Below are 25,937 nucleotides of genomic sequence, written 5' to 3'. Positions count from 1 at the left end.
CTTGTTTTTTAATGGCAGGCACAACCTGGGTTGCACTTGGCAGCCTCGGTCGTTGTGGCAGATTCTGTGGATTTACTGCTGCTTGTTGCCGGCTTGTTTTTGAAATCGGTCGCGTACCAGCCACTACCGGTCAGTTGAAAATTAGGAGCAGACACCTGCTTGCTAAATGTCTCTTGCGCACACTTGGGGCACGCCTCAACAGAAGGCGCGGACACTTTGCGCATCAGCTCTTGCTGGTAACCACACGCGGTACATTGAAAATCGTAGATAGGCATTTGTTAACACAACCTGAAGGGCAACTTGCTGGAAAAATTTCACCAAGTGCAAATTATACCTGATTCGCGTTACAAATCACCAAAAGCACAGCGATGTATTTGAATTGAAAAGACTTTAAGGAGCACGATATGCAACAACTCTCACTCAAATTACCATTTATGCTGACTATGCTGTTTTTTCTGGGATTAGCCAGCCGCGACCTCAACATACATCACCCTATGCTGACACTTGGTAAACAAGCACAACCGGGCAAAATGGTGACATTACACCTGGCGGATTTGCTATATGCCGAACCGACACTCAAAATCAGAAAAGTGGAGTAGCCGCTGCGCTAAAAGCGCAGTGATTTAGAGCTGCGCGTCGTAAGCCGCCTGGTCAAGCAAAGACGCCACTCCACTGGCATCAGGCGCCAGCTTGAATAACCAGGTAGCGTACGGATGATCGTTGATCTTCTCCGGCGAAGACAGTGCTTCTTCATTAATGGCCTGCACCACACCGGACAAAGGCGCATAAATATCCGAGCCTGTTTTGACCGACTCAATCAAGCCACACACACTGAATTGTTCCACGGACTGGCCGACTTTTGGCGGATCCACAAACACCACATCACCCAGCATATTCTGTGCGTAATCAGTGATCCCGACCAACCATGCCCCATCTTCGGACTGAGCAGCCCATGTGTGGTCTTTAGAAAAGAAGTATTTCAAGCCTGCTGACATATGATTTAAAAATCAAAAGTTTAGTAGATAATTATTGTGCCACAGTCTGCGAAACGCGCCAAAACTTATTCAGGTAAGTCAAAAAGCGGTTTAATTTTTTACACGAAAAAATTGCGATAAGTGATTGACTCTGAATAATAACTGGGCAATAATTAGTCGGGTTTTCGGAAGGTTGATTATGAGTTTTTACAAGCATTGCCTTAAAGTGTTGCTAATGTGTTCCATCGCTTTTGCACCTGCGGGTCAAGCCATAGCAAAGTCACCTTCTAAAAAACAGACCGTTTCTGCCGCCAAGAGCAAGAAATACAGCACGCGATCCTCACAATACCGCGTCAACCCGGAAAAAACCAAATCCATGCGCCCGGTTAAACTGCATGCGCATGCCAGAAAATCAGCCAGACCTGCGATTGATGCAGAAATGTTTGATTCTTTCGAAGGTAAATCCGGTAGCCATGGCAATCTGTCCATCGCCTCCACCAAAGCGCTGGTGATGAACCAGAACACGCACGAAATCATTTATTCCAAAAATCTGGATACGCCGACACCCATCGCCTCAGTGACTAAACTGATGACCGCCATGGTCGTGTTGGATGCAAAACTGAATCTGAATGACCAGGTCTCGATTACTGAAATGGACGTGGATTACCTGAAAGGCACCTCTTCACGCCTGCCGGTTGGCACGACCATGACGCGTGAAGACATGCTGAACCTGGCATTGATCGCTTCAGAAAATCGCGCCGCCTCTGCACTGGCCACCAACTACCCGGGTGGCAAGGCACGCTTTATTCAAGACATGAATGCCAAGGCGGCCAGCCTGGGTATGATGAACACCCATTTTGAAGACTCTACCGGCCTCACCAGCAATAACGTGTCTACGGCCATGGACCTGGCAAAAATGGTACACGCGGCGTATCAATACCCCTTGATTCGTCAAATCACGACGACTTCTGACTACGACCTGAATGTCGGCAGCAGACGCCAGCCTATACACTTCCACAACACCAATGCGCTGGTACGTGAAAGCACAAACAGCAGCTGGGAAATTGGCTTATCAAAAACAGGTTATATCAGCGAAGCTGGACGCTGCCTGGTGATGCAGGCGACCATTGCTGGCGAGCCGCTGATTCTGGTGTTGCTGGATTCCGTTGGCAAACTGACCCGTATCGGCGATGCCAGACGCATCAAAAAATGGATGGAACATAACTACAGCACCCTGACCTCACACAACGACGGTGGCATTGTGCTGACCGGGCTGTCAATGAGCAAAACGCTTGGCGACGAAGCCAATTAACAGTCAACCAAATACAATAAAAAACCTGCGAGATTCGCAGGTTTTTTATTTGTCAGTGCATTTTATTTAGCGCCACCACAGACGGCTAATGTTCAGCGCCATCAAACTCAGGATCATAGCCCTCAGTAATCGCTGCTTTTTGCTTATGCTCTTTCCACTGCTTGCGTAGCACGTCTTTTTTCTCAGGGCTCAAACTCTGAAACTGCTGATAACGCTTACGCGCATTTTCACGCTCATACGGCGTCATGCGGCTCCATTTCACCAATTGATGCTGAATGCGCTGCTGTTTCTGCGCATCCATCTTGGGGTATTCTTTGGCAATATCCAGCATTTTCTCGCGCTGCCATGGGCGTAGCGTATCCCACTCACCACCCAAAGGCGATAACACGGCGCGCTGCTGATCGGTCAGGTGTGACCACGTCACATTGGCAGCAGGATCAGCAGGTGACAGATCATTCTTGATCGCACCGATATCCGCCATCGCCAGCCAGCGCTGGCCAGAATCATGATCAGCCGCACTGGCATGCATCGACAAGCCACCGCTTCCACACACCGCTAATACTATCCACCCTAATAAAACAGAATGATTTCGCATCATTTCTCATTGTTCCATTGACACATTATTTTCTTCATCCCGCCAAGTTTTGCTTTCAATCCAGCTGGCCACTCAAATATTTTCTGAATATTGCCAGGCGTCGAATCCGCTATCGACAAAAGCCTCGACAGGCAAATCATCGCTCAGCAACATCGCATCATCATTATTGCTGGCGGACAGGACAAATAGCCCGACTGCAAAAAATACAGACAAGGCCGCCATACCGGCCATCCGCGGATGGCCGAAAGAGGCCCAGGACAAGGCATCTGCCCAAGCATGCCCAGACTGGCTTGATTGGGCAAATTTCGCCAATGCAGCCTGTCGCGCTTCTGCCAGGCGAGCTTCTACCTCAGCCGACAAAGGCCGATCATCTTGCTTCAGCCACTCAACACCTTCGCGCAGAGGGGTAGGCAAGTCGTCTTCTGGATGACGTTGTTTCCTCATGGCTTTACTCCTTCTTTTGTAACTTGCGGGTTCCGATCCCGGCTTGCTCTAACAATGTAGATAACGCACTGACCGCTCTTGAGCAATGCGTTTTAACACTTCCTTCTGAACACCCCATGACCGATGCCGTTTCAGCAACATCCAACTCTTCCCAATAACGCAGCACGAATGCTTCTCGTTGACGTAAAGGTAATTTTGCCAATGCCTTTTCGATCAGGGCCATGATTTGCGACCGCTCCAATTGATCAGAAGGGTCACCGTCAGCACTTTCCACCTCTATGGTTTCCAGCGGATCATAATCTTCGTCATCAGACTGGCCGAAAGACGAAAACAGCGTGGTCCACAGGTTACGCACCTTCTGCCGACGCCAGTAATCCCGCATGGTATTTTGCAGGATACGCTGGAACAACATGGGGTATTCTTCAACCGGTTTGCTGGCATATTTATCAGCCAGTTTTAACATGGCGTCCTGCACAATATCCAACGCAGCATGGTCATCACGCACCGCATACGCGGTTTGCCTGAATGCCCGCTTTTCAACCTGTCGTAAAAAATCCGATATTTCTTGCGCACTCGCCACTACAAATCCTCTTCCCCGAGATCACCAGTGTTTGCCACTGACGCACGTGCTTTTTTCGCGATATTGTTGTGAATTATGAGATGTCATCACAGAAATATGCACCGTTTTATCTCCCTGTCGCTTGCGAGTATATCAGTTTTAAATTTATTTACTGTTAGAATAAGCCCGATAGCAGCGAAAGTTCGGCCACCCTTTATGACGACCAAAAAAATAAATTCTATCACCCTGCTCGATCCGTCGCACACACGTCACGCCTGCGCCGCCAGCCGCGCGACCACGGAGTCAGTTGCATGACGGCAGCCACGATCACCACCCTCGAAAAAACACCAGACAGCCAGCACCTGCGGCTTTACAGCCTGTTCCGCCTGGGCGCCTCAGGCATGCTGTTCGGCAGCCAGCTCTGGCCCTACTTTAGAAACGCCCCCTCAGAGCCTTCACTCTCATTCTGGTTACTGTTGATTTTCTTTTTGTACGCGATTGCCGTCAGCGTCAGCTTTGAATCACTGCAATGCAAGCGCGGCCTGCCATTAAAAATCCAGACCAGCCTGGATATTGTGTTTTTAGTGCTGATGATGCACTTTTTGCCAGGCAACCAGAGTGGCATCGGACTATTGCTGATTGTGAACATTATTTTTGCCGGCCTGATCAGTGATGGCCGTTTTGCCCTGTTTTATGCAGCCATTGCCACCATCGGCATCTTGCTCGAAAACACCTTCCAGATCATCCACCGCAACCTGCCACTCAATGATTTCAGTAATGCGGTCGTCCTCTCCTTAAGCTGCTTCGCCACCGCCTGGCTGGCGCAAACATTGACTGCGCGCATGCAACGCAGCGAAAACCTCGCAACGCAGCGCGGCCAGGATATTGAATACCTGGCCAAAACCAATGCGCTGATTACACAAGAGATGCCGAACGGCGTATTAGTGATTGACCAGCACCAACAGCTCAAGCACTACAACCAGCAAGCGTGCAAACTGTTAGGGCTGGAAGAGATGACGCTGCAAGCCGCCATACAGCTGCAAACCCCGCTCGCAGAGCTGATGCCTGCCGTGATGCAATTACTGCAATCCTCCCCCGCCAGCAAGCTCGCCGCGACAGACGCGACCAAACTCGGCATCAATAACCGCGACCTTGGTATACGCTTTCACCCCATTTCTGAAAGCATTGATAATGGTGTGGTGATTTTTATTGAAGACTGGTCACAAATCCAGACACAGGCACATCAGGTGAAACTGGCGGCATTAGGCAGGCTGACCGCCAATATCGCGCACGAAATCCGCAATCCACTCAGCGCAATCAGCCATGCGACACAATTGATGCAGGAAGACTCGCAGCAACCTGGCACGCAGCGTATGCTGCAAATCATTTCTGACAACGTGCAACGGCTGGATCAAATTATCAAGGACGTGCTGGAACTCAACCGCCGTGACCGCACCAATCAGGAGCAGCTCAATATCAACCACTTTGTGCAAGAGTTCTACCAGCAATTCTGCGCCGTGGAAAAGATAGACCTCAGCAACTTTACGCTGGATCTACCAGCCAAAGAGAGCGCGATCGTGTTTGACCGCAGGCATATCAACCAGATTTTGTGGAATTTATGTAAAAATGGCTGGCGGCATAGCCAGCAACATGCCCAAAGTTTGCAACTCAAGGTAGTGAGCGATAAAAGTGGTCAATTCATTCACGTGCACGTGAAAGATGACGGCAGCGGCCTCGACCCCAAAATACAGCCGCATTTGTTTGAACCATTCATGACCACAGAAAAAACCGGCACCGGCCTGGGTTTGTTTATCGCCCGCGAACTGGCCGAAGCCAATGGCGCAAAATTAAATTACACCAGTAGTGCCAATGGCACGCAATTTTCACTGACAGTTAAAAAGGCAATCGTTTAAATGGCAAACTCTTATCGCTGCCTGGTCGTCGATGACGAGACTGATATCCGCGAACTCGTGGTACTGACCCTGGAACGCATGGGCATACAGGCAGAAAGTGCCAGCTCGGTGACGGACGCAAAACACATGCTGAATTCATTCAGCTATGACCTGTGCCTGACAGATATGCGGCTGCCAGATGGCCTCGGGCTGGAGCTGGTGCAATATATCAATGCGCAATTCCCTGGCCTGCCAGTCGCAGTAATTACCGCTTACGGCAGTGCAGAAAATGCGGTTTCTGCCTTAAAAGCGGGCGCCTATGATTACATCACCAAGCCGATTTCGCTTAAACAATTACGCCCACTGGTAGAGTCTGCGCTCAAGCTGTCTTCACAAAAAGAATCGCAGGGTGCCAATACGGTAGACCTGATTGGCGCGTCACCCGCCATGGCTTACGTGCGCACCATGATCGCCAAACTGGCGCGTAGCCAGGCACCCGTTTATATCAGCGGCGAATCCGGCAGCGGGAAAGAACTGGCTGCCAGGCTGATTCATCTCAACAGCTCGCGCAAGGATCAATCCTTTATCGCGGTGAACTGCGGCGCCATTCCCGAGAACCTGATGGAAAGCGAGTTCTTTGGTTATAAAAAAGGTTCGTTTACCGGGGCCATCCAGGATACGCTAGGCTTGTTCCAGGCGGCCAACGGCGGCACGCTGTTCCTCGACGAAGTCGCAGATTTACCGCTGGCCATGCAAGTAAAACTGCTGCGTGCAATCCAGGAGAAAAAAGTACGCGTAGTCGGTAGTACCAGTGAAGAAGCGGTGGATGTGCGCATTATTTCCGCCACACACAAAAACCTGAATGCCATGATGGAAAAAGGCGAATTCCGCCAGGACTTATACTACCGCCTGAACGTCATTCAACTCAAAATGCCGTCCTTGCGCGAGCGGCCGGAAGATATCCCCGAGCTGACTGAACGTTTGCTAGGCAAGTTGTGCCTGATGCAGGGTATTGGCATCCCCGGCATTGCAGACGAAGCCAAAGTCTACATTCAGCAATTACCTTTTCATGGCAATGTGCGTGAACTTGAAAATATGCTGGAACGTGCGCTGGCATTATGTGACGGCGTCACCATTACGGTTGAAGACTTGTCACTGGATGAAATGCCTGCCAGTCTCAGCGACAAGCCGGTGCTACCCTGGAATGCCCCCAGCCTGGAAGAACCCAGCCAGCCAATCCCGGCCATTCTCGCCGCGACCCCACCACGCGAAAATCAGCCAACGGCGCAAGCAACCCCAAGCAGTAGCACCATGTTGCCTATGGATATCAGCTTGTCTGATTACCTGGAAGATATTGAAAAACGCACTATTTTGCAGGCGCTGGAAAAAACCAATAACAACAAAACGGCAGCAGCTAAATTATTAGGCATCAGCTTCCGTACCCTGCGCTATCGCTTGTCCAAACTCGGGCTATCCAAAGAACAGGATGCCGACCTGGACGATGCCGAAGGCGACGAGGAATAAAATAGCCAATAAAAAAGGGCGACTGCATAGTCGCCCTTTTTAACATCTGTTTGATTAACTCAACACAATCGCCAGATAGGCCAGGTAGAACAAGCCATTCACCAGCAAATGCCACACCAGCAAGCCGCCTTTGGCAATGCGGTAACGTACCCAGATTGCCGCCAGCAAAGTAATCAGGATGCCCAAGGCCACTTCCTGCCTTGGTGCCCAGTCAGTCAGCATGATGCCGATGGCCGGTAACAACGTACCCTGAAACACCATGGCGCCAGTGATATTGCCAAATGCCAGGGTATCTTTACCCTTGCGTATCCACAAAATGCTATTCACTTTCTCTGGTAACTCGGTCGCAATCGGGATAATCAGCAAAGACAGCAGCAAAGCTGACACGCCTAAAATCGCCGCAGCCGTTTCGACCTCGTTGATAAAGCCTTTGGCACCTGCGATCAACAGGCCCAGACCAATCAGCAATTGCAGCACGATCGTCACCATATTGGTCGGCAAACCAAGCCTGGATAACATCATGACGTCTTCAGCCTCAGTCGCATGCCCCTCTTCTACCAGGCCTTTGGAGGCTTTAATCGTCATCAGCACATACACAAAGTAGGTCAGAATCATCAGAATGCTGATGCCGTAACGCACCAACGCTTCGGTGTGCGGAATAAACATGGCGATGGTGGCAAAAATAAAGGCCAGAATAAAGAAGTTGAGGTCCCGAATCAGGCCAGTACGCTCAGGGCGGATATGCCCATGCGCACCACGACGCTTCAACACCGAGAACGCCATTAAGCTGATAGACAGCGTCGCCAGCATCAGCGGTGCGCCCAAGATGGCGCCGACACCGATATCGTGCCCGGCATGACTGTCGCCGGTCGATGAGGTGTAGGAGAAAATGGCCAGCAACGGCACCAGCGTCTCTGGCAATGCCGTGCCCACGGCGGCAAAAATAGAGCCGGTCACCCCTTCGGAAATACCCAGCCGCTCACCCAAATGTTCCAGGGCATTGGTAAAGACTTCAGCCGCCACCAAAATCAGCAGCAACATTAGCAATAATTGTAGAAAAACCATGACTGTTCCTGTCTGGCGGTAATCGATCTCGCATGCGGCCACCGCCTGCCCCGCATGTGCATGACAAACGTGTGCATGCGGGCGGAATCATAACGCAATTCGCCCAAATTCACCTACAATGTTCGCATGTCGCAAACACCTGCCTCTGCTATTCACATTGACTCCGCTGGCCTCGCCAGCCCGGTGCAATATATATTGTCGCCCAACCAGGATGAACGGCCACAGCCTGCCGAAGTGGATATGATCGTCATCCACAATATCAGCCTGCCGCCCGACCAGTATGGCGGCCCGGGCATTATGCAATTGTTCACCAACCAGTTAGACCCGCAGGAACACCCTTATTACGCCGAGATTGCACACCTCAAGGTCTCGTCACACTTTCTCATACGCCGCACAGGTGAGTTATTACAATTTGTGAGTTGTAACCAGCGCGCCTGGCATGCCGGACTCTCACAATGGCAGGGCCGCGAACGTTGCAATGACTTTTCAATCGGCATAGAACTCGAAGGCAGTGACATTGAGGTGTTTGAAGATGTGCAATACATCACCTTGCAAGCACTGATCAATGCCTTGCGACAACGCTATGCCATCAGGCACATTGTCGGGCATTCAGATATTGCGCCGGGACGCAAAACCGACCCCGGCCCATTCTTTGATTGGCAACGAATCACATAAGAAACAGACCGAAGCGAGCCAACGCTTAACTTGAGCGTTAATTATCGCTAAAAAACCTGTCACTACAGATTAAGCTTTGGCCGTGGCTGTTTCAGATATACGTGGCTTATTTTCCAGGCTCACCGCCATCACCCCGGCCAGCACCAGCGCAGTGCCCAAGCCCTGTATCCAGGAGAGTGACTCGCCCAGAAACAGGTAAGCCAGCACAATCGTCGACACCGGCCCAATCGCGCTGATCAATGCCGCCTTGCGGCTACCGAGCTGGTGTATGCCCATATTCATCAGTACCGAAGGCAATACCGTCGCAATCAGCGCCATCAAAAAAGCCAGCGCATATACTGCGTTAGGCAACATCGTCGCATGGTCAAATGAGCCACTGGTGCCAAAATGGACGGCACTGGCAAGCGCCGCCAAACTCATGGTCATCGCAGTAAACCGGCTAGCGCCCAACTTGGGGATCAATTGCCCACTCACCAGTAAATAACCCGCATACACAATAGCGCTCAGCAATACCAGCCACGCGCCATACAGTGTATCGGCAGAATCCAGCCCGGCCAGCTCAACATCATGCCAGACCACCAGCACCACACCCGCATAACTGGTCACCATGGCAAACCACTCGCGACGGGTAATGTGATGTTTGAGAAATACCGCACTCATGGCCACCACCAGCGTTGGATACAGAAACAGAATCACCCGCTCCAGCCCCGCCGACACATAGCGCAGACCTTCAAAGTTCAGCCACATCGAACCATAACCACCGACCACCGCGAGCAACAGCAACGTCACCCAGTCTTTACCAGTCATGGACATAGGCACGCCTTGACGCATCGTCCACCAGCCTAACCCGGCAAAGAACGGAATAGCGAACGCCATCCGCAAAGCGATCAAAGTCGCGGCATCAAGATGATAAGCGTAAGCCAGCTTGACCATAATCGCTTTCGACGAAAAGGCCACGGACGATACCAGCACCAGCATGGCACCGTAATACGGATGGGTAGAATCTTTCATATGAGCCCTGAATCAATGGGGCTCACCGGGAAGGGTATGACAAGATCAACCGCGGAGAGCCCGCGGTTGCAAAAGAATTACGACAAGCAGCAACCGCAGCACGATGTGGCGACTAGCCACAATGCCTTTCGGTTCATCACCACAACAGTAGATTGGAGGAATTGCTTGTTCATAAGGTTATGGAATTTACGTGGGTTTGCGGGAATGGTCAAGGGAGTTATTTGTGTTCGACTAAGTAAACACTCTTTTTCGCCTCTAGGCGAGTCACTTTCTGATGCTTGTCCCCCAGAAAGTAACCAAAGAGGAAGACACCCAGCCATCACGGCCTGCGGCTCCCTTGCGTTGCTCAACAAAATAGCCGGTCACGAAACTCAACCTGGCAGCTCACAAACCCCGTGAGCTGCTGCGGGATTCAAACAGTCGCTCCCTCTACTCTTATTTTGTCTCCGCTACTCAGCGTGATGGAATGGGATTGATCTCACCAAACTGACATTGTCGAAATCTGAACGGTTCAAAAAAACAGATTAGTTTATTAAGGACACAAATGGCGGCATTCGCCTGGTGTTCGGGGTCCCCATCTGCCGCGCCGAGCAACGCAGGATTGACGGGAGTTCTCGGCCATCGGCTGTTTGAGCTCCGCAACAAGCCACGTTTTATGTGGCTTGTCAGGGTGACAACTAACGAAGTGTTGCGGCGTAGGCTAACATTGCGTAGCAATGTTAAACGTAGTGGCCGTAGCCAATTTCGATGGACGCCCGGCAAACCGAGTAGCACAGGATAAAAGCGGAAGCTGGGGTGCATTTCTTTTGGTTACTTGTTCTTTGTGCAAGCAAAGAAAAGTAACTCGCCGAAAAGGCGAAATAGATCACCCATAAAATAACCAAACAATTTCTTACTAAGGGGCTCTGCGCTACAGCGAGGCTAAGCAAAGTAACTCACTGGCAGAGCGAGAAGAAAAAAGAAACCTCCCAACCAACCCGCCAAAGAATTACTTTCCCAGCCTAATCCAGCAATCCATTAAACGATCAAATTCTTTTGTAAAGTGATCAACTGCATATTCTCCACCTTCGCCTGCCACATCTCCGGCAGATAAGGAAAAGGCTTTAATTCCCCCGTCGCCTGGTACCCAAGCCGCTGGTAAAACGCAATCAGCGCCTGCCTCACACTAACCACAGCCATTTGACTGGCACGCGCTCGCCAGCGCTCAACTGACAATTGCTCAGCGGCGAGAATCATTTTTTTACCATAGCCTCGATTCTGTGCCGTTGGCTCTACCGCAATCATGCCCAGATGTGCGACTTGTTCATCCGCATGCCATTCTGCACACAGCGTGACCATCAGCGTTTCGGCGACCCAGCCAGTCAGGATCACGGCATCATGACGATTTAACAATGCCAGTACATCGCCGGTCGTCGTGCGTTTGCCATCCAGCAGATCCGCCTCCGTGGTCCAGCCTGCCCGGCTGCTTTCGCCGCGATAAGCACGATTGACCAGTGCCGAAATGGCATCGGCATCCTGCACTTGGGCAGGTTTGATGATTAATTCAGTCATGGTGGTTTATTGCGCTAATTTTTCGATTCGATGTTGTACCACCAGGCTACCTATCATGTCGCCTTCCACATTCACCGCAGTACGTACAGTATCCAGCAAGCGGTCTATCGGTAATAAAATGGCAATGGCCTCTGCGGGCAAGCCCACGCTTTGCAATACCATGACCATGGTGACCATACCCGCACTCGGGATACCCGGTGCGCCCATGGCGGCGATCATGGTGGTAAAGCACACCACCAGTTGCTGCCCAAGTGACAAGTCAATACCAGCCAGTTGTGCGACAAACAAGGCAGCCGCGGCTTCGTATAATGCGGTCCCATCCATATTCACGGTGGCACCCAGCGGCACCACAAAACCTGCAATTTCGGGTTTCACCTGCATATTTTCTGTCGCGCAACGCATGGTCACCGGCATGGTGGCATTACTCGAACTGGTGGCAAACGCCGTGAGCAGGGACTCACGCGCCCGCTGTAAAAACCACCACGGACGTTTGCCGGTAAGCAGGAATAACAAGAGTGGCAGCACGACCAGACCATGAAACAAGGTGGTCCCTGTGACCACCAGCATAAACTTGGTCAAACTGGCAAACAGGCTCACATCCTGCGTGGCGACCAGTTTGAATAGCAATGCGGCAATGCCAAAAGGTGCCAGGCGCATAATCCAGTTGATCATCTGCATCGCCACCGCCATGCCTTCTTCAAATACAGCCAGCAAGTGTGGGTAACGCTCGGCAGATACTACCAGCGCAATCCCCAGCAACAAGGCAAAAGCCACAATGGCCAGGATATTGCCCTCAGCCAGCGCTTTGAACGGGTTCATAAAGATGCCGTGCAGAAATTGCGTGAAAAACTCAGGCAAGGTGAGCTGCTTGGTTTCAAACTGCTGCAGGGCATCGGCAAACATATTGAGGTGTAAACCTGCTCCAGGCTGGAAAAGATGGCTGGCACCCAAGCCGATAACGACTGCAATGATGGTAGTCGTGGCAAAAAACAATAGCGTGGTTTTCCAGACAATATCAATTTGACTATGTTTACGTAGATTGGCGATGCCGGTGACGATGGCACAAAATACCAGCGGGATCATCACCATTTTGAGCAGGTCGATAAACAGGGTGCCGACCAGGTTGGCGGCATATAAAGCGTTATCAACTTGTTTGCCATGTGCAAAAAGGCCAAGTACGACCGCGGCGGTGGCGGCGAAAAAGATTTGTCCATTGAGTCCAATGCTTTTCATTTACACGACATCCTTAAAAATAATTACATTGTGCAAAACCACCAACACGTATAAAGTTTACATACGTTAATATTCATGTCGGAAGATGAAATACCTTGCTGACAATCCTAAATCCAGAAAGCTTAATCACGCTCATGGCTAATATAGAAATAAAGATAATGATGCTAATAAAAAACTACGCGATCACTTTTGCCGGATTAATTTTTCTTGCATCTTGCGCCAGTACGGGTAGTGATATTAAAGCAACTTCAGAAGTAAAACGCGGCCCCTTGGGCAATATCAATCAACTCATGATTGTTCGGCCTGAACAAAATCGCAAAGACATTTTGAATCATCAAGCCTATGCAGTCGCAGTAGAACTGCAACAGCAGTTGAATCACGCAGGCATTCCAGTCAGTGAATATACGGTCAAAGGATATGAAATAAATAACTTATCCAAATTGATGGAAGCATCTCAACGGCATAAACCTAGCCATATTCTCTCCATTACGTTGGAATCAGGTAAAGTCGCTGCCGCAAAGTATTTACAAAACTACACCGTAGATATCTGGATACGCCCTGCCACTGAATCAAGCGCTGTATGGCATTACCGCGCCGAAGTGTATGCACCGACAAGCACCAATCAAGAGGTTGCTGCACATGCGATCAAACAAATGCAAGCAGACCACCTGATCGAGTAAAAAGGCTGCGCAGAGGCAGCTAATAGCTAAGCCGCTTTTTCAAACACCGCTGCAAAAAAACCATCTGTGCCATGCAGATGCGGCAGTAACTTCAGATATTCACCGGTATCTAACACGATATTCTGCTGCGCCAGCACTTCATTGGCAGGCACTAATTTAAATTCTGGATGCGCTTGTAAAAACGCTTCGGCAATGGCTTCGTTTTCGTCACGCAACAAACTGCATGTGGCATATACCACACGGCCGCCTGCTTTACACAGTTTGGCGGCACGGGCGAGGATATTGGTTTGCTTGACGTTTAACTCGGCAACATCTTCTTCCGCCTGACGCCACTTCAGATCAGGGTTACGGCGCAAGGTACCCAGGCCACTACATGGCGCATCGACCAACACGCGGTCAAACTTGCCGTTGAGACGTTTGAGTTTCAAGTCGTTTTCGTTGTTGATGAGTTGCGCTTGCAGGTTAGACAAGCCACTACGCTTGAGGCGTTGACCCAGGTTATTCAGGCGTTTTTCAGACACATCAAACGCATATAAACGGCCAGTGTTTTTCATGAGTGCGCCAAGTGCCAGGGTTTTACCCCCTGCACCTGCACATAAATCGGCCACCATTTGCCCGCGTTTAGGTGCGACCAGGTAGCTCAACAACTGACTGCCTTCGTCCTGCACTTCAATTTTGCCTTCGGTGAACAGGATGTGTTTGCCGATATTGAGACGTGCGCCCATGCGGATGCCCACAGGTGAATAAGGGGTTGGGGCGATGACGTTATCTTTCACTGTGTTTTCTGCCAGCATGCGCGCCAGCACTTCTTCACGGTTGGACTTGATGGTATTCACGCGTAAATCGAGGCTCGCTTGCTCAAACATGCTGCGGCAAATGGTCATGGCTTCAGCCTCGCCATATTGCTCGACCAGCTTGTTCCAGAACCAGTCGCGTACATCGGCCAGCACAGCTGGCGCAAAGCCTTCACTGTTTTTGCTTTTAATGGCCACTGCCCATTCTTTTTGGCGCTCATCCAGCATCTCATCTAAGTCACGAATGCTTTTGCCTTCAATCTTGAGCCACCAGGCAATAATCAGTTTACGCGTATCTTCCTGCTCGTCTGTCTCACTGACAGAGACTTCGCGCAGGTAACGATAACGGCGCAAGACACCATAAGCGGTTTCAGCCACCCATGCACGGTCTTTGGTACCTAACTCACGATGTTGGCGAAAAAATTCGCTGAGCTTGGCATCGGCCGGACTTTCGAACTTCAGTATGTCGTTTAACAACATCGCCGTCTGGCGCATCAGGGATTGGTTCATCAGAATCTTTCAAATACTTACATTATTCGGTGATCAACCGCGTGGCGACTTGCTCAATCACCATGCCGTTTTTCTCCAGCTTTTTAATTTTGACCGGCACATAGCGATAATCGCTGGCCAGCCATAGTTCTACTTTTTCGTCGGTATCGCCACGTGTGTGCACAATGTGCACCGTCTGAATGGTCTGGTCAGCAATCACCAGGCTATCTTCGCCTTCAAACGTATATTCATATTCACCAACGCGCCGGCCATTGGTCAGCGTCACATGCATTTCTTGCAACGGCGGCACAAACATAAACTGGTACATAAAACTGAGGATATCTTGCGTATTGACGCGCAAATCCCGGCGCTGCTCACCCTTGGCTGTTTTCAGGGTAATCACATTGGTTTCCCAGTCAAACACAGCTTCATAAGTTTTACTGGCGCGGCTGCCAAAGGCATAGCGATACAATTGCGGCTTCAAACCGCCTGGGCCCACTTCGCCTGAGCTTTGCTGCTCTAGCGAGGGATATAGCAATTTTAACAGACCGCGCCCTTCCACCAGCCAACGCAAACGATAAGTGGCCGATGTATCGCGAACATACTCAATTTCTGCACTGCCCGCGGGCCGCTCTTCGCCGTTCACAAACACCACAAAGTCAGTCCTCACATGCTGGTAAGGCGGCGGCTGTGCATCATCCGGCACAGCCTCAGGGTGATCCATTTCATGCCAGGCATTGATTTCTGCCAAGCTGGTTTGCGTATCCTCCTCACTGATGGCTGGCGACTCAGCATCGGCCAATGGCGCCTGCGGCGCATCTGTCACAGTGGCCGATTCAGCTGCTGGCGTTGGCGTCACAGCGGGAGCCTGCGCAGGCGGCGGTGCAGCTTGCTTTTTGGGTGAGTTGAGCGGCGACACAGGCTTTGCCAACGCAGTAGAGACAGGCGGTGCGGGAGGCGGTAATAATCGTGCCTGCAATACAGAAGGCGCACGCACTTCATTATCAAACCAGTTGCGCCAATTCACTTCACTAAACGCAAACACATGCAGTAATAACGACAAGCAGAGTGCCAGCACCAGTGGCCATGAAACATGCTGTTGAATCCAGTGTCGCAGAGCTGATGCTTGCATCACGCGCTTTCTCTCGCTGCAGAACCTGTTACTGACCGGTGATACTGGTGATCACCTGTTCCATGCGTTTACCATCATCCTGAATCACCAGCTTCACTGGCAAGTAATTCTTATCCTTGGCCAGATACAGGGTTTTCTCACCATCTGCATCTGTCAGTTTAATCACATTAAACGTCCCCGCCTCAGTCTGCAATGGCGTGGTTTCCTCAGTCACCACAAACGTATGTGGTGCCAGTTTTTTACCGTTGGCGACAGAAAAACTCACCTGCTTGTCCTTAGGCGGTTGCCACATCCAGCAATACATCACACTTAATAAATCCTGCGTGCCCTTGGATAACTTATCTGTCGCTTGTTCATCTTTAATCTGCATCTTAAGCACTTTCTTTGACCAGTCAAAATCACTGATCAGTGCTTTATCTGGGTGCTTGGACTGACGAGACTCAAAACGATTGGGGCGCAAGGCATTGGCAATCACCTGGCCCTGGCTGGAGAGTGTGCGCTCACCCATGAGCTTATAGATTCCTTTACCCTCAGCCAGCGATGCGATTTGATAACGGTTGCCTGTTACACTCAACTGGTCTTTGACCGTGCCGATGGTGATGCCCTGTTGCAGCAAGTCATATTTGAGCGTCAACTGCTTGGGCGCCGCTGACAATGCAGGCGATACCAACAGCAGCATCGTGACTAACAGACTGGCCGCGATGCGCTTGTGATTGCTGAAAAGCAGCATTACACCATCACGCATTACACGACCACGGTTGGTGCTTCACCTGCTTGTTGCTCACGAATCTGGCCAATGCGGTACACCGTCTCGCCCGCGCCAGCCAGCACAGCTTGCGCCTGCTCTGCATGCTCAGCCGCCACAATCACTGCCATGCCGATACCACAGTTAAATGTGCGGTACATTTCAATCGGCTCAATATTGCCTTGTGCCTGTAACCACTGGAACAACGGTGGCAAGGTCCAGCTGGATTTTTGCACTTCTGCCGTCAAGCCAGCTGGCAACACGCGCGGAATATTTTCGGTAATACCGCCACCCGTGATATGCGCCATGCCTTTTACTGGCAGGGTGTCCAGCAACTTGAGAATAGACTTCACATACAACTTGGTTGGTGCCATGACCACGTCTTTAAAGCGACGACCATGAAAATCGGATTCCATATCGATACCGGATTTTTCAATCAGCTTGCGAATCAGCGAATAGCCATTGGAGTGCGCACCGCTGGAAGCCAGGCCTAACACCACATCACCGGCTTTGATGGTAGAACCATCGATGATATTGGCTTTATCGACACAACCGACGGCGAACCCAGCCAGGTCGTATTCACCAGCCGGATACATGCCTGGCATTTCAGCCGTTTCACCGCCCACCAGCGCACAACCTGACTCTTCACAGCCGAGGGCAATCCCTTTAATCACCGCGGCAGCGGTGCCAACTTCGAGTTTGCCACAGGCAAAATAATCGAGGAAAAACAGCGGCTCAGCGCCTTGCACCAGGATATCGTTCACGCTCATGGCCACCAGATCGATACCCACGGTATCATGCTTATCCAGCTGGAAAGCCAGTTTCAGCTTGGTACCCACGCCATCGGTGCCGGACACCAGTACTGGCTCCTTGAATTTTTTGGGCATGGCGAACAGCGAGCCAAAACCGCCAATGCCGCCCATCACTTCCGGGCGCATGGTGCGCTTGGCAAACGGCTTGATTTGCTCGACCAAGGCATCACCAGCCTCCATATCGACACCAGCATCACGGTAGGTGAGTGAAGTTTTATCAGAAGAAGTCGTCAAGATACTCTCGTTTCTTTCAATGCGATTAATCAGGTGAACCACTGTAAGCAGCGCAGATGTTTATAACAAAGCGCGATACAGCGTTGAAATTCAGTATAATTTTAAAATAATCATTATTTTAACGCATCTTGCCGCTTCGACCTATGCCGGATTGTGCGGATGCGTCACACACGCCCATGTCAGACCAGGATCATCAGAAATCTGTCGCCACTCAATTTGTCAGCGATCATCGCTGGTGGCTTGTGACGGCGGTCTTCATCTACCTGTTTTACCTGCTGGAACCTATCCTGACCCCGTTTCTGGCGGCGGCGGTCATTGCCTATATGCTGGATCCGCTGGTAGACCGCCTGAGTGAAACCGGCATTAAGGGTTGGCAAATTGGCCGCACACTGGCAACGCTGCTGGTGATGCTGGGCGTCATCCTGGTCGTCACCGGCCTGCTGCTCATTATCATCCCCTTGCTACAACAGCAATCTATGCTGATCGCTCAACGCCTGCCGCTGCTGCTCGATCACTTTCACCAGCAAGTCGAGCCCTGGCTGCTGCAACGATTTGGCATCCACCTCGACATGAATCACGCCGACGTGCAAAAGCTGATCACCGAGCACTGGCAAACCGCAGGCAGCATGATAGGCACCTTTCTGCTCAACGCTGGCCAGAAAAGCCTGAGCCTGATTGGTATCTTTGCCAATATCTGCTTGTTACCGGTAGTGCTGTTTTATTTCTTGCGCGACTGGGATGACATGGTGGCCGAGATCGGCGAATTGATTCCGCGCGACTGGGTCGGCAGGGCCAAAAGCATGTCGGTTGAAATCGATCGTGTCGTTGCCGAATTCTTGCGCGGCCAATTGTCGGTCATGCTGTCATTGTGTGTGTTTTACAGTGTCAGCTTATGGTTGGCTGGCCTGGATATGGCACTTTCTATCGGCATGATTGCCGGCTTGCTGAGTTTTGTGCCCTACCTGGGGTTTGCGCTGGCGTTTGTGTTGGCGGTGGTACTGGCCTTATTGCAGTTTGCCTCGTTGCCAGAAGTCGTGCCAGTGTTACTGGTGTTTGGTGTCGGCCAGTTGGTAGAAAGCTTTATCCTCACCCCGATTCTGGTCGGTGACCGCATCGGCCTGCATCCCGTCATTGTCATTCTGGCCTTGATGGCAGGCGGCCAGTTATTTGGTTTTGCGGGCGTATTGCTGGCATTACCTGTCAGCGCCGCCATTGCTGTGGGGGTGCGCCACACCAAACAAAGTTATTTGCGTAGCGAAGCTTATTTGAGCAGCCAACCGCAAATTATTCAAACCCTGGACGAGTGATTCCAGACACCTGAAACGACCGCCGTGAAACAACTGTTGCTCAACATTCAACCACCGGCTGCGCCGAGTTTTGATAACTATATCGTTGGCCAAAACCAGGAAGCACTTGCCAGTGTGCATGCCGTCCTGGCTGGCCAGGCCACCACCCGCTTTATTTACCTGTGGGGAGAATCCGGCAGTGGTAAAAGCCATTTACTGCTTGCCGCGCAAGACATGGGCGCACACATTGCAGATGATGTGCACACACTCGATGAGGAATCACAAATTGTGCTGTTTGATACCTACAACCAGATCAAGGCCGAAGGCGGCGTATTAGTCACCGCGGGCAACCATGCGCCTACACAAATGGGCTTGCGTGACGACCTGGCCACGCGGCTGGCCTGGGGACTGGTCTACCAGTTACATCCGCTCAGTGACGATGAAAAAGCCGATGCCCTGCGCGCGCATGCCCGCGATCGCGGCATGAAACTGCCAGACGAAGTGATTGCTTACTGCTTGCGCTATCTGCGCCGCGACTTGCCAACCTTGATGGCGGTGCTGGAGGCGTTGGATGAATGGTCACTAACGGCTAAAAAAGCGGTCACCGTGCAGTCACTGAAAAAGATGCTGCAAGACGTGTTCTAAGCGCCTTTATTCTGACCCAAAACTGTAGCGGTTTTTGCCGTTTTTCTTCGAGTCATACATCGCCTTATCCGCCACATGCAGCAGCTGTTTCACATGCTTGCCATGGTGCGGATACTCGGCGATACCGATACTGACACCGATCTCCAACGGGATACCGCGTACTACCACCGGCTGCGCAAACAATCTGATCAGGCGCTCTGCTAACTGCGTCAATTCGTGGCGATATAAATAACTGCCAACCACCAGCACAAACTCGTCCCCGCCTTGGCGCGCCAGAAAGTCAGATTGCCTGAGTACTTTTTTAAACATATCAGCCACTTCTATCAGCAACGCATCGCCTACGCCGTGCCCATATTTATCATTCACCAGCTTAAAGCCATCAAGATCCATAAAAAGCACCGCAAACTGCTTGGAGGTATGCCTGGCCAATTGATACGTATTGGCCAGATGCACATCGACACTGCGACGATTAGGCAAGCCGGTCAGCAAGTCGTGATCCGCCTGATGGCTGGCTTGTTTGGCGACGGCCTGATTTTCCAGCACTTGTTCCAGCAAATGCGTCGTACTGCGATAAGAGAATAGCAAGACACCAATAATCAGCACCCCCAGTAGAATCGCGCCCACCACAGAGGCAAACATGCGCTTGCGGATTTCCTGCTCAAAGCTTTCCCTCATTCGCTGCAACTTGCCATCAATCGCGTCCAGCTGATCATCAATCAGCTTCATCACCTCACGCCCCTTGTCCTTGCTCAGCGACAAATGTGGCGAAAACTCGCCTGCATGCAATTGCACCTGGATACTCTGGTCCATGACGTCAAATTTCTGATGCACCAGCTGTTTGACTCTTTCCAGCTCAGGCCGTATCTCAGTCACATCGAGCGATTGCTTATCCAGCTTTGCCATCACTTGCCTGGTCTCGATACGGCCCTGCTCCAAGGTATCCAGAAACAAGGTATGGCCTGTGAGCAAGTAGCCGCGCTGTCCGCTTTCAGCATTAGTGATGGCTTTGCCCAGCGCCACAATGTCATAGCGCTGCCGGTCGACCAGGTCTTTTTGTTCTGAATAATAGACAAGCTGATACATGGCAATAAACAGCCACACCATTGAAACGCACAACAGTGCAGTAGCAATGATTAACGGGATAATTATTCGTCGCTTGTAATTAAACATACGATGTTTATATCGTCATTTTTTTGCGCAGATTAAATCGAAGCCGAATAAAATCTATGATACGACTAGTCTGATTATAATAAAATAGAGTTTTGATAGATAACCACTATCCACGAGACCTTTATGTTACGCATTACCGAAATCAAACTGCCGCTGGTACAAGCTGAAACCCTCAAACATCAGGATGACCAGATTAAGGCGGCGATCCTCAAACGACTGGAAATTCCTGAAAGTGAATTAATCAGTTTTGAGATTTTTAAACGCGGTGTAGATGCGCGAAAATCGCATGCGATCTTGTATGTGTATAACATTGATGCCGAAGTCAAAAACGAGGCGAAAATTTTAGCCAAGTTTAAAAAAGACCCACATATCAAACCTGCGCCGGATACCACTTATCAATTCGTCACGACCGCGCCCGAAAAGGCTGTAGAAAACACGCATAGACCGGTAGTGGTTGGCTTTGGTCCCGCCGGCATTTTTGCTGCGCTGATTCTCGCCCAGGCGGGATTCAAACCGATTGTGCTAGAACGTGGCAAGGAAGTCCGCCAACGTACCAAAGACACCTGGGGATTATGGCGTAAACGCGAATTGAACCCAGAATCCAACGTGCAGTTTGGTGAAGGCGGCGCCGGTACATTCTCTGACGGCAAACTCTACAGCCAGATTAAAGACACCAAACATTACGGCCGCAAAGTGCTGCAGGAATTTGTTAAAGCTGGCGCGCCAGAAGAAATTCTCTACATCAGCCATCCACACATCGGTACCTTCAAGCTGGTAAGCATGGTGGAAGAAATGCGTAGCACTATCATCAGCCTGGGCGGAGAAATCCGCTTTAGCCAGCGCCTGACCGATATTGATGTCAAAGACCAACAGGTACAGGGTGTCACCGTACATACCGGTGAATACCTGCCAACCAACCACCTGGTACTGGCCGTGGGCCACAGCGCCCGTGACACTTTTGAAATGGTGCATGAAAAAGGCATTTATATCGAAGCCAAGCCGTTCTCGATTGGCTTCCGTATCGAACATCCGCAAAGCCTGATTGACCGTGCGCGCTACGGCAAAAGTTATAGCGACGATATTCTGCAAAAGCTGGGCGCCGCGGACTACAAACTGGTACACCATGCCAAAAATGGCCGTAGCGTGTATAGTTTTTGCATGTGTCCAGGTGGCACCGTCGTCGCGGCCACTTCTGAACCTAATCGCGTCGTGACTAACGGCATGAGTCAATACAGCCGTAACGAGCGCAATGCGAATGCAGGCATTGTGGTCGGCATTACCCCGGAAGTGGATTACCCCGATCATCCATTAGCCGGCATTGAATTACAGCGTCAACTGGAAAGTCAGGCGTTTGTGCTGGGTGGCAGCAACTATTCCGCACCCGGGCAATTGATTGGTGATTTCCTGGCGAATAAGCCGTCTACCGCATTTGGTGAAGTGACACCGTCTTACACCCCTGGCGTACATCTCACCAACCTTGAGTCTGCGCTACCCACTTTCGCAATTGAAGCCATTCGCGAGGCAATTCCAGCCTTTGCCAAACAGATTCCAAACTTCGATCTGAAAGATGGCATTCTGACGGGCGTGGAAACACGTACGTCCAGTCCTATCCGTATCAAGCGAGATGATGAAAGTCTGCAAAGTATCAATACCAAAGGTTTGTTCCCATGTGGTGAAGGCGCGGGCTATGCCGGTGGTATTTTGTCCGCCGCGGTGGATGGTATCAAAGTCGCCGAAGCGGTTTCATTGTCTTTAGTTTCCTGATCCGTTTTCCAAGTCACCCAAAATAAAAAAACCTGCCGAAGCAGGTTTTTTATTGCGACTACACTTACTGGCGAATCAGGTAATCAAACGCACCCAGCGCTGCATTAGACCCTTCACCCATGGCAATCACAATTTGCTTGTAAGGGATCGTAGTCACATCCCCCGCCGCAAACACGCCTGGCAATGAAGTGGCATTATGGTTGTTAATTTCAATTTCACCATATTTGCTCAGGTTCACGCTGCCTTTTAACCAGTCACTATTCGGCACCAGGCCAATCTGGATAAACACGCCTTCCAGTGCGACATGCTTGCTCTCGCCGCTGACGCGATCCAGGTAAGTCAAGCCGTTGACACGTGTACCATCACCGGTGATTTCAGTGGTTTGCGCGCTGGTTAAAATAGTCACGTTTTGCAGTGAACGCAACTTGCGTTGCAGCACGGCATCGGCTTTAAGCTCGGTGTCAAATTGCAGCAAGGTGACATGCCCGACCACACCGGCCAGGTCAATCGCTGCCTCAACACCAGAGTTACCGCCACCGACTACCGCCACGTGCTTGCCTTTAAACAAAGGGCCATCACAATGCGGGCAATACGCCACACCCTTGTTTTTGTATTCCACTTCACCAGGCACGTTGAGGTTTTTCCAACGTGCACCCGTGGCCAGAATCACAGACTTGCTACGCAGGGTCGCGCCACTTTCCAGCTTCACTTCAATCAGGCCAGCATGTTTGTTGTCCTTTTGTGGCTCACTCAGACCAACCGCACGTTGCAAGGGCATGATATCCACGTCATAGGTTTTCACGTGCTCTTCAAGGGCTGCCACCAGTTTTGGCCCTTCGGTTTCTTTCACAGAAATAAAGTTTTCAATCGCCAGTGTGTCATTAACCTGACCACCAAAACGGTCAGCGACGATGCCGGTACGTATGCCTTTACGGGCGGCATAAATCGCAGCTGAAGCACCCGCCGGGCCACCGCCAACCACCAGTACATCAAACGGTTCTCTGGCGCTGATTTTCTCAGCTTCTTTTGCGACTGCACCAGTATCGACTTTGGCCAGAAACTCTTCCACCAGCATACGGCCAGAGGCAAACATCTCGCCATTCAAGAAGGTGGCAGGCACCGCCATCACGTTACGCGCATTCACTTCGTCCTGATACAAGCCGCCATCAATCACCGTCACATTGATGCGCGGGTTAAACACCGTCATCAAAGTGGTTGCCTGCACCACGTCCGGGCAGTTATGGCAAGACAAGCTCATATAGACTTCAAAGTTCAAATCGCTGTCGAGCGCCTTGATCTGGTCGAGCACATCCTGCTCCACTTTGGGCGGATGGCCGCCAGTCCATAACAGAGCCAGCACCAGTGAAGTGAACTCATGGCCTAATGGAATCGCCGCAAAACGCACGCCACGGGTCTCGCCCTCTTTAGCAATCACGAAAGAAGGTTTACGGGCATCATCACCGGTTTCGTCCAGGCTGACTTTGTCTGACAACGCAGCAATTTCTTGCAACAGCTCGCGCATTTTTGCAGCATTGTCGCTGTTGTCCAGGGATGCGATCAGACGGATAGGCTGACGCAGCATGCCCAGGTAGGTTTGCAGTTGTGTCTTTAAGGTATCGTCTAACATTTTTTATTCTCCAAATTCACGCGCTTGTCTAAACCTTGCGGCAACAACAAGCCGTGGCCATCTCGTATGGCGATCAAACATGGTTGGGGGAAGCTCGCTCAGGTAAAACCACCGCCATATTAAAGACAACCGGGTGACTTTACCTGAGCGCCCTGCTTGCGCAGGGCTGTGCTCAAGTCATCTCAAAGAGATTTAGATCTTACCTACCAAGTCCAAAGATGGTGTCAATGTTGCAGCACCGTCGTTCCATTTGGCTGGGCAAACCTGGCCTGGGTGAGCAGCGGTGTATTGCGCTGCTTTCAACTTACGCAAGGTTTCTTTTACATCACGGGCGATTTCGTTGCTATGTACTTCAGCAGTTTTGATCACGCCATCAGCGTTGATCACGAATGTACCGCGCAATGCCAGACCTTCTTCATCAATATGCACGTCAAATGCACGTGTCAATTGGTGTGTCGGGTCGCCAACCAATGGGAATTTTGCTTTGCCCACTGCTGGTGAAGTCTCGTGCCAAACCTTGTGGGAGAAATGCGTATCGGTGGTCACGATGTACACTTCAGCACCAGCCTTCTGGAATTCTGCGTAGTTGTCAGCTGCATCTTCAACTTCTGTTGGGCAGTTGAAAGTGAACGCTGCTGGCATAAAAATCAACACAGACCATTTGCCTTTCAAAGACTCTTCAGTCACTTCGATAAATTTACCGTTGTGGAATGCTTGCGCCTTGAATGGTTGTACTTGTGTGTTAATCAATGACATTTAGTTCTCCTTTATGATCTATTAAACAGGACTTAATTAAAATTTGCTGTGTTTCAACAGCGAATGGATGCATTTTAAGCAACCACATACCATATGTAAAATTGATTATTCTAATTTTATTGATAAATATTATTAATCAATAAAATTGACGATTAAAAATCAGGCCGACACCGTGACCTGACCATGACCTTCATAACCCAGGTTATCTTGCCAGTTTACCGCAATCACATCGCCCAGCTTGGCTTCTTGTATATAAAAGGTAAAGTAAGGGTTACGCGCAATGCCGGTACCGGTCTGCGCGTCAACAATCACCTGCCCATTCAGCACCACCTGCATGAGCTGCATAAAATGCGCAGGCAGCAACTGGCCATCATCGTTTTTACTGCGGCCAGTACGCATGGGATGCAGAATAATAATCTTTAGTTCAGTGACTGGCTTGCCTGGCGAACGCTCATCCATCAACCGTGCACGCATTTTCATGCTGCTGGCAAACGGCTCTTCACGTTCGCTGCCGGCACAGCCATCTTCCAGCACAATCACCTGGCGTCGCTGTTGCTGAAACTGCCCATTTGCCTGCTGCGCCAATGCAATCACCTCTCCCGACTGCGCCAGTTTGATGCGCGTCACCAGCTTGGGCAACACCTGCTTCCCCAGTTCAAAACTGGCAATCAGCGGGGTCGGGTTAGCATCCGCCAGCAAGCGCAAACTGCTCACGCCGCCTGCAGCCTGCTTGCTCGTCAACTCAACCTGCACCACCGCACCATTTTCGGCTTTCTGTGGCGCGTCAATCTGCAAATCAGCCGACACCGGCACGGCGCTCGCTTGCAGCGCTGCCATCACTTGCGCTGTCTGCTTGGCCTCAAAGGCTTGCGTAAACCAGGTAGCTGCCTCGAGTTTGCGTGCAACCAGCCAAAACGGCATGGTGGCTAACGCTAACCCTGCTTTCAACCACACCCGTCTTTGCATAC

At 50.9% G+C, this 25,937-nt stretch carries 26 protein-coding genes; 9 read left to right on the top strand and 17 right to left on the bottom strand.

Features of this window, described 5'->3' with window-relative positions; genetic code table 11:
* Positions 1-8 precede the first annotated feature (8 nt).
* Positions 9-275, bottom strand: a complete 267-nt coding sequence (locus GQ52_RS06030) for an FmdB family zinc ribbon protein (RefSeq protein ID WP_019883667.1) — start codon at positions 273-275, stop codon at positions 9-11.
* A 129-nt stretch (positions 276-404) separates the two neighbouring features.
* On the opposite strand from GQ52_RS06030, the gene GQ52_RS06025 reads away from it, so the two are divergent.
* Positions 405-599 carry a hypothetical protein gene (locus GQ52_RS06025; RefSeq protein ID WP_019883668.1) on the top strand — a complete coding sequence of 65 codons (195 nt, stop codon included), beginning with the start codon at positions 405-407 and terminating at the stop codon, positions 597-599.
* Between the two features lie 24 nt (positions 600-623).
* Here GQ52_RS06025 and GQ52_RS06020 read toward each other — a convergent pair whose 3' ends face one another.
* Positions 624-995, bottom strand: a complete 372-nt coding sequence (locus GQ52_RS06020) for a glycine cleavage system protein H (protein ID WP_024930887.1) — start codon at positions 993-995, stop codon at positions 624-626.
* Between the two features lie 214 nt (positions 996-1,209).
* Between GQ52_RS06020 and pbpG the strand changes: the two genes are divergently transcribed.
* A complete protein-coding gene (pbpG, locus tag GQ52_RS06015) occupies positions 1,210-2,286 on the top strand; it encodes a D-alanyl-D-alanine endopeptidase (RefSeq protein ID WP_019883670.1) in 1,077 nt (358 codons plus the stop codon).
* Between the two features lie 85 nt (positions 2,287-2,371).
* On the opposite strand, the gene GQ52_RS06010 is transcribed toward pbpG, so the two are convergent.
* The 3 genes from GQ52_RS06010 to GQ52_RS06000 all read right to left on the bottom strand — a co-directional run bounded on the left by GQ52_RS06010 (position 2,372) and on the right by GQ52_RS06000 (position 3,905).
* Positions 2,372-2,815: a DUF3106 domain-containing protein gene (locus GQ52_RS06010; RefSeq protein WP_019883671.1), complete on the bottom strand. Its 444-nt coding sequence runs from the start codon at positions 2,813-2,815 to the stop codon at positions 2,372-2,374.
* 138 nt (positions 2,816-2,953) lie between these two features.
* Positions 2,954-3,325, bottom strand: a complete 372-nt coding sequence (locus tag GQ52_RS06005) for a DUF3619 family protein (protein WP_047515890.1) — start codon at positions 3,323-3,325, stop codon at positions 2,954-2,956.
* 4 nt (positions 3,326-3,329) lie between these two features.
* Positions 3,330-3,905, bottom strand: a complete 576-nt coding sequence (locus GQ52_RS06000; RefSeq protein WP_029512457.1) for an RNA polymerase sigma factor — start codon at positions 3,903-3,905, stop codon at positions 3,330-3,332.
* 290 nt (positions 3,906-4,195) lie between these two features.
* On the opposite strand from GQ52_RS06000, the gene GQ52_RS05995 reads away from it, so the two are divergent.
* Both GQ52_RS05995 and GQ52_RS05990 read left to right on the top strand, forming a co-directional pair.
* Entirely contained in the window at positions 4,196-5,797 is a 1,602-nt protein-coding gene (locus GQ52_RS05995; protein ID WP_047515887.1) for a nitrogen regulation protein NR(II), read from the top strand.
* A complete protein-coding gene (locus GQ52_RS05990; RefSeq protein ID WP_047515885.1) occupies positions 5,798-7,300 on the top strand; it encodes a sigma-54 dependent transcriptional regulator in 1,503 nt (500 codons plus the stop codon).
* Between the two features lie 54 nt (positions 7,301-7,354).
* Here the strand turns inward: GQ52_RS05990 and GQ52_RS05985 are convergent, their stop codons facing one another.
* A complete protein-coding gene (locus tag GQ52_RS05985; protein ID WP_029512458.1) occupies positions 7,355-8,365 on the bottom strand; it encodes a sodium:calcium antiporter in 1,011 nt (336 codons plus the stop codon).
* A gap of 126 nt (positions 8,366-8,491) precedes the next feature.
* On the opposite strand from GQ52_RS05985, the gene ampD reads away from it, so the two are divergent.
* Positions 8,492-9,040, top strand: a complete 549-nt coding sequence (ampD, locus tag GQ52_RS05980; RefSeq protein WP_047515883.1) for a 1,6-anhydro-N-acetylmuramyl-L-alanine amidase AmpD — start codon at positions 8,492-8,494, stop codon at positions 9,038-9,040.
* Positions 9,041-9,109: 69 nt separating this feature from the next.
* Here ampD and GQ52_RS05975 read toward each other — a convergent pair whose 3' ends face one another.
* From GQ52_RS05975 to GQ52_RS05965, 3 genes are all read right to left on the bottom strand, one after another.
* Positions 9,110-10,051, bottom strand: coding sequence for a DMT family transporter (locus GQ52_RS05975; RefSeq protein WP_047515881.1), 942 nt, complete (start codon positions 10,049-10,051; stop codon positions 9,110-9,112).
* A 1,017-nt stretch (positions 10,052-11,068) separates the two neighbouring features.
* Positions 11,069-11,602 carry a GNAT family N-acetyltransferase gene (locus tag GQ52_RS05970; protein ID WP_047515879.1) on the bottom strand — a complete coding sequence of 178 codons (534 nt, stop codon included), beginning with the start codon at positions 11,600-11,602 and terminating at the stop codon, positions 11,069-11,071.
* Between the two features lie 6 nt (positions 11,603-11,608).
* Positions 11,609-12,835, bottom strand: coding sequence for a dicarboxylate/amino acid:cation symporter (locus tag GQ52_RS05965; RefSeq protein ID WP_047515877.1), 1,227 nt, complete (start codon positions 12,833-12,835; stop codon positions 11,609-11,611).
* A gap of 134 nt (positions 12,836-12,969) precedes the next feature.
* Between GQ52_RS05965 and GQ52_RS05960 the strand changes: the two genes are divergently transcribed.
* Complete coding sequence (locus GQ52_RS05960; protein WP_235273002.1) at positions 12,970-13,515, top strand: hypothetical protein; 546 nt, start codon at positions 12,970-12,972, stop codon at positions 13,513-13,515.
* A gap of 26 nt (positions 13,516-13,541) precedes the next feature.
* Here GQ52_RS05960 and GQ52_RS05955 read toward each other — a convergent pair whose 3' ends face one another.
* The 4 genes from GQ52_RS05955 to purM are packed head-to-tail and all read right to left on the bottom strand — an operon-like array spanning position 13,542 to position 17,721.
* Entirely contained in the window at positions 13,542-14,819 is a 1,278-nt protein-coding gene (locus GQ52_RS05955) for an RsmB/NOP family class I SAM-dependent RNA methyltransferase (RefSeq protein ID WP_019883685.1), read from the bottom strand.
* Positions 14,820-14,841: 22 nt separating this feature from the next.
* Positions 14,842-15,930, bottom strand: a complete 1,089-nt coding sequence (locus tag GQ52_RS05950) for a DUF3108 domain-containing protein (protein WP_047515873.1) — start codon at positions 15,928-15,930, stop codon at positions 14,842-14,844.
* Between the two features lie 28 nt (positions 15,931-15,958).
* Entirely contained in the window at positions 15,959-16,660 is a 702-nt protein-coding gene (locus GQ52_RS05945; RefSeq protein ID WP_235273001.1) for a DUF3108 domain-containing protein, read from the bottom strand.
* Positions 16,661-16,674: 14 nt separating this feature from the next.
* Positions 16,675-17,721, bottom strand: a complete 1,047-nt coding sequence (gene purM, locus GQ52_RS05940) for a phosphoribosylformylglycinamidine cyclo-ligase (RefSeq protein ID WP_047515869.1) — start codon at positions 17,719-17,721, stop codon at positions 16,675-16,677.
* Between the two features lie 176 nt (positions 17,722-17,897).
* Between purM and GQ52_RS05935 the strand changes: the two genes are divergently transcribed.
* Positions 17,898-19,028, top strand: a complete 1,131-nt coding sequence (locus GQ52_RS05935) for an AI-2E family transporter (RefSeq protein ID WP_047515867.1) — start codon at positions 17,898-17,900, stop codon at positions 19,026-19,028.
* Positions 19,029-19,052: 24 nt separating this feature from the next.
* Positions 19,053-19,652, top strand: coding sequence for a DnaA ATPase domain-containing protein (locus tag GQ52_RS05930; protein ID WP_019883691.1), 600 nt, complete (start codon positions 19,053-19,055; stop codon positions 19,650-19,652).
* A 6-nt stretch (positions 19,653-19,658) separates the two neighbouring features.
* On the opposite strand, the gene GQ52_RS05925 is transcribed toward GQ52_RS05930, so the two are convergent.
* The gene (locus GQ52_RS05925; protein ID WP_019883692.1) at positions 19,659-20,756 is read right to left on the bottom strand and encodes a diguanylate cyclase domain-containing protein; all 1,098 of its coding nucleotides are present in this window, start codon (positions 20,754-20,756) and stop codon (positions 19,659-19,661) included.
* A gap of 189 nt (positions 20,757-20,945) precedes the next feature.
* Between GQ52_RS05925 and GQ52_RS05920 the strand changes: the two genes are divergently transcribed.
* Positions 20,946-22,586: an NAD(P)/FAD-dependent oxidoreductase gene (locus GQ52_RS05920; RefSeq protein ID WP_047515865.1), complete on the top strand. Its 1,641-nt coding sequence runs from the start codon at positions 20,946-20,948 to the stop codon at positions 22,584-22,586.
* Positions 22,587-22,650: 64 nt separating this feature from the next.
* Here the strand turns inward: GQ52_RS05920 and ahpF are convergent, their stop codons facing one another.
* From ahpF to soxZ, 3 genes are all read right to left on the bottom strand, one after another.
* A complete protein-coding gene (ahpF, locus tag GQ52_RS05915; protein ID WP_024930907.1) occupies positions 22,651-24,213 on the bottom strand; it encodes an alkyl hydroperoxide reductase subunit F in 1,563 nt (520 codons plus the stop codon).
* Between the two features lie 192 nt (positions 24,214-24,405).
* Positions 24,406-24,969 carry an alkyl hydroperoxide reductase subunit C gene (gene ahpC, locus GQ52_RS05910; RefSeq protein ID WP_019883695.1) on the bottom strand — a complete coding sequence of 188 codons (564 nt, stop codon included), beginning with the start codon at positions 24,967-24,969 and terminating at the stop codon, positions 24,406-24,408.
* 159 nt (positions 24,970-25,128) lie between these two features.
* The gene (gene soxZ / locus GQ52_RS05905; protein WP_235273000.1) at positions 25,129-25,935 is read right to left on the bottom strand and encodes a thiosulfate oxidation carrier complex protein SoxZ; all 807 of its coding nucleotides are present in this window, start codon (positions 25,933-25,935) and stop codon (positions 25,129-25,131) included.
* Positions 25,936-25,937 lie beyond the last annotated feature (2 nt).

The organism is Methylophilus sp. Q8, assembly GCF_000800115.1.
In the GTDB taxonomy this organism is placed as follows: domain Bacteria; phylum Pseudomonadota; class Gammaproteobacteria; order Burkholderiales; family Methylophilaceae; genus Methylophilus.
This window is presented reverse-complemented; position numbering and strand designations above follow the sequence as displayed.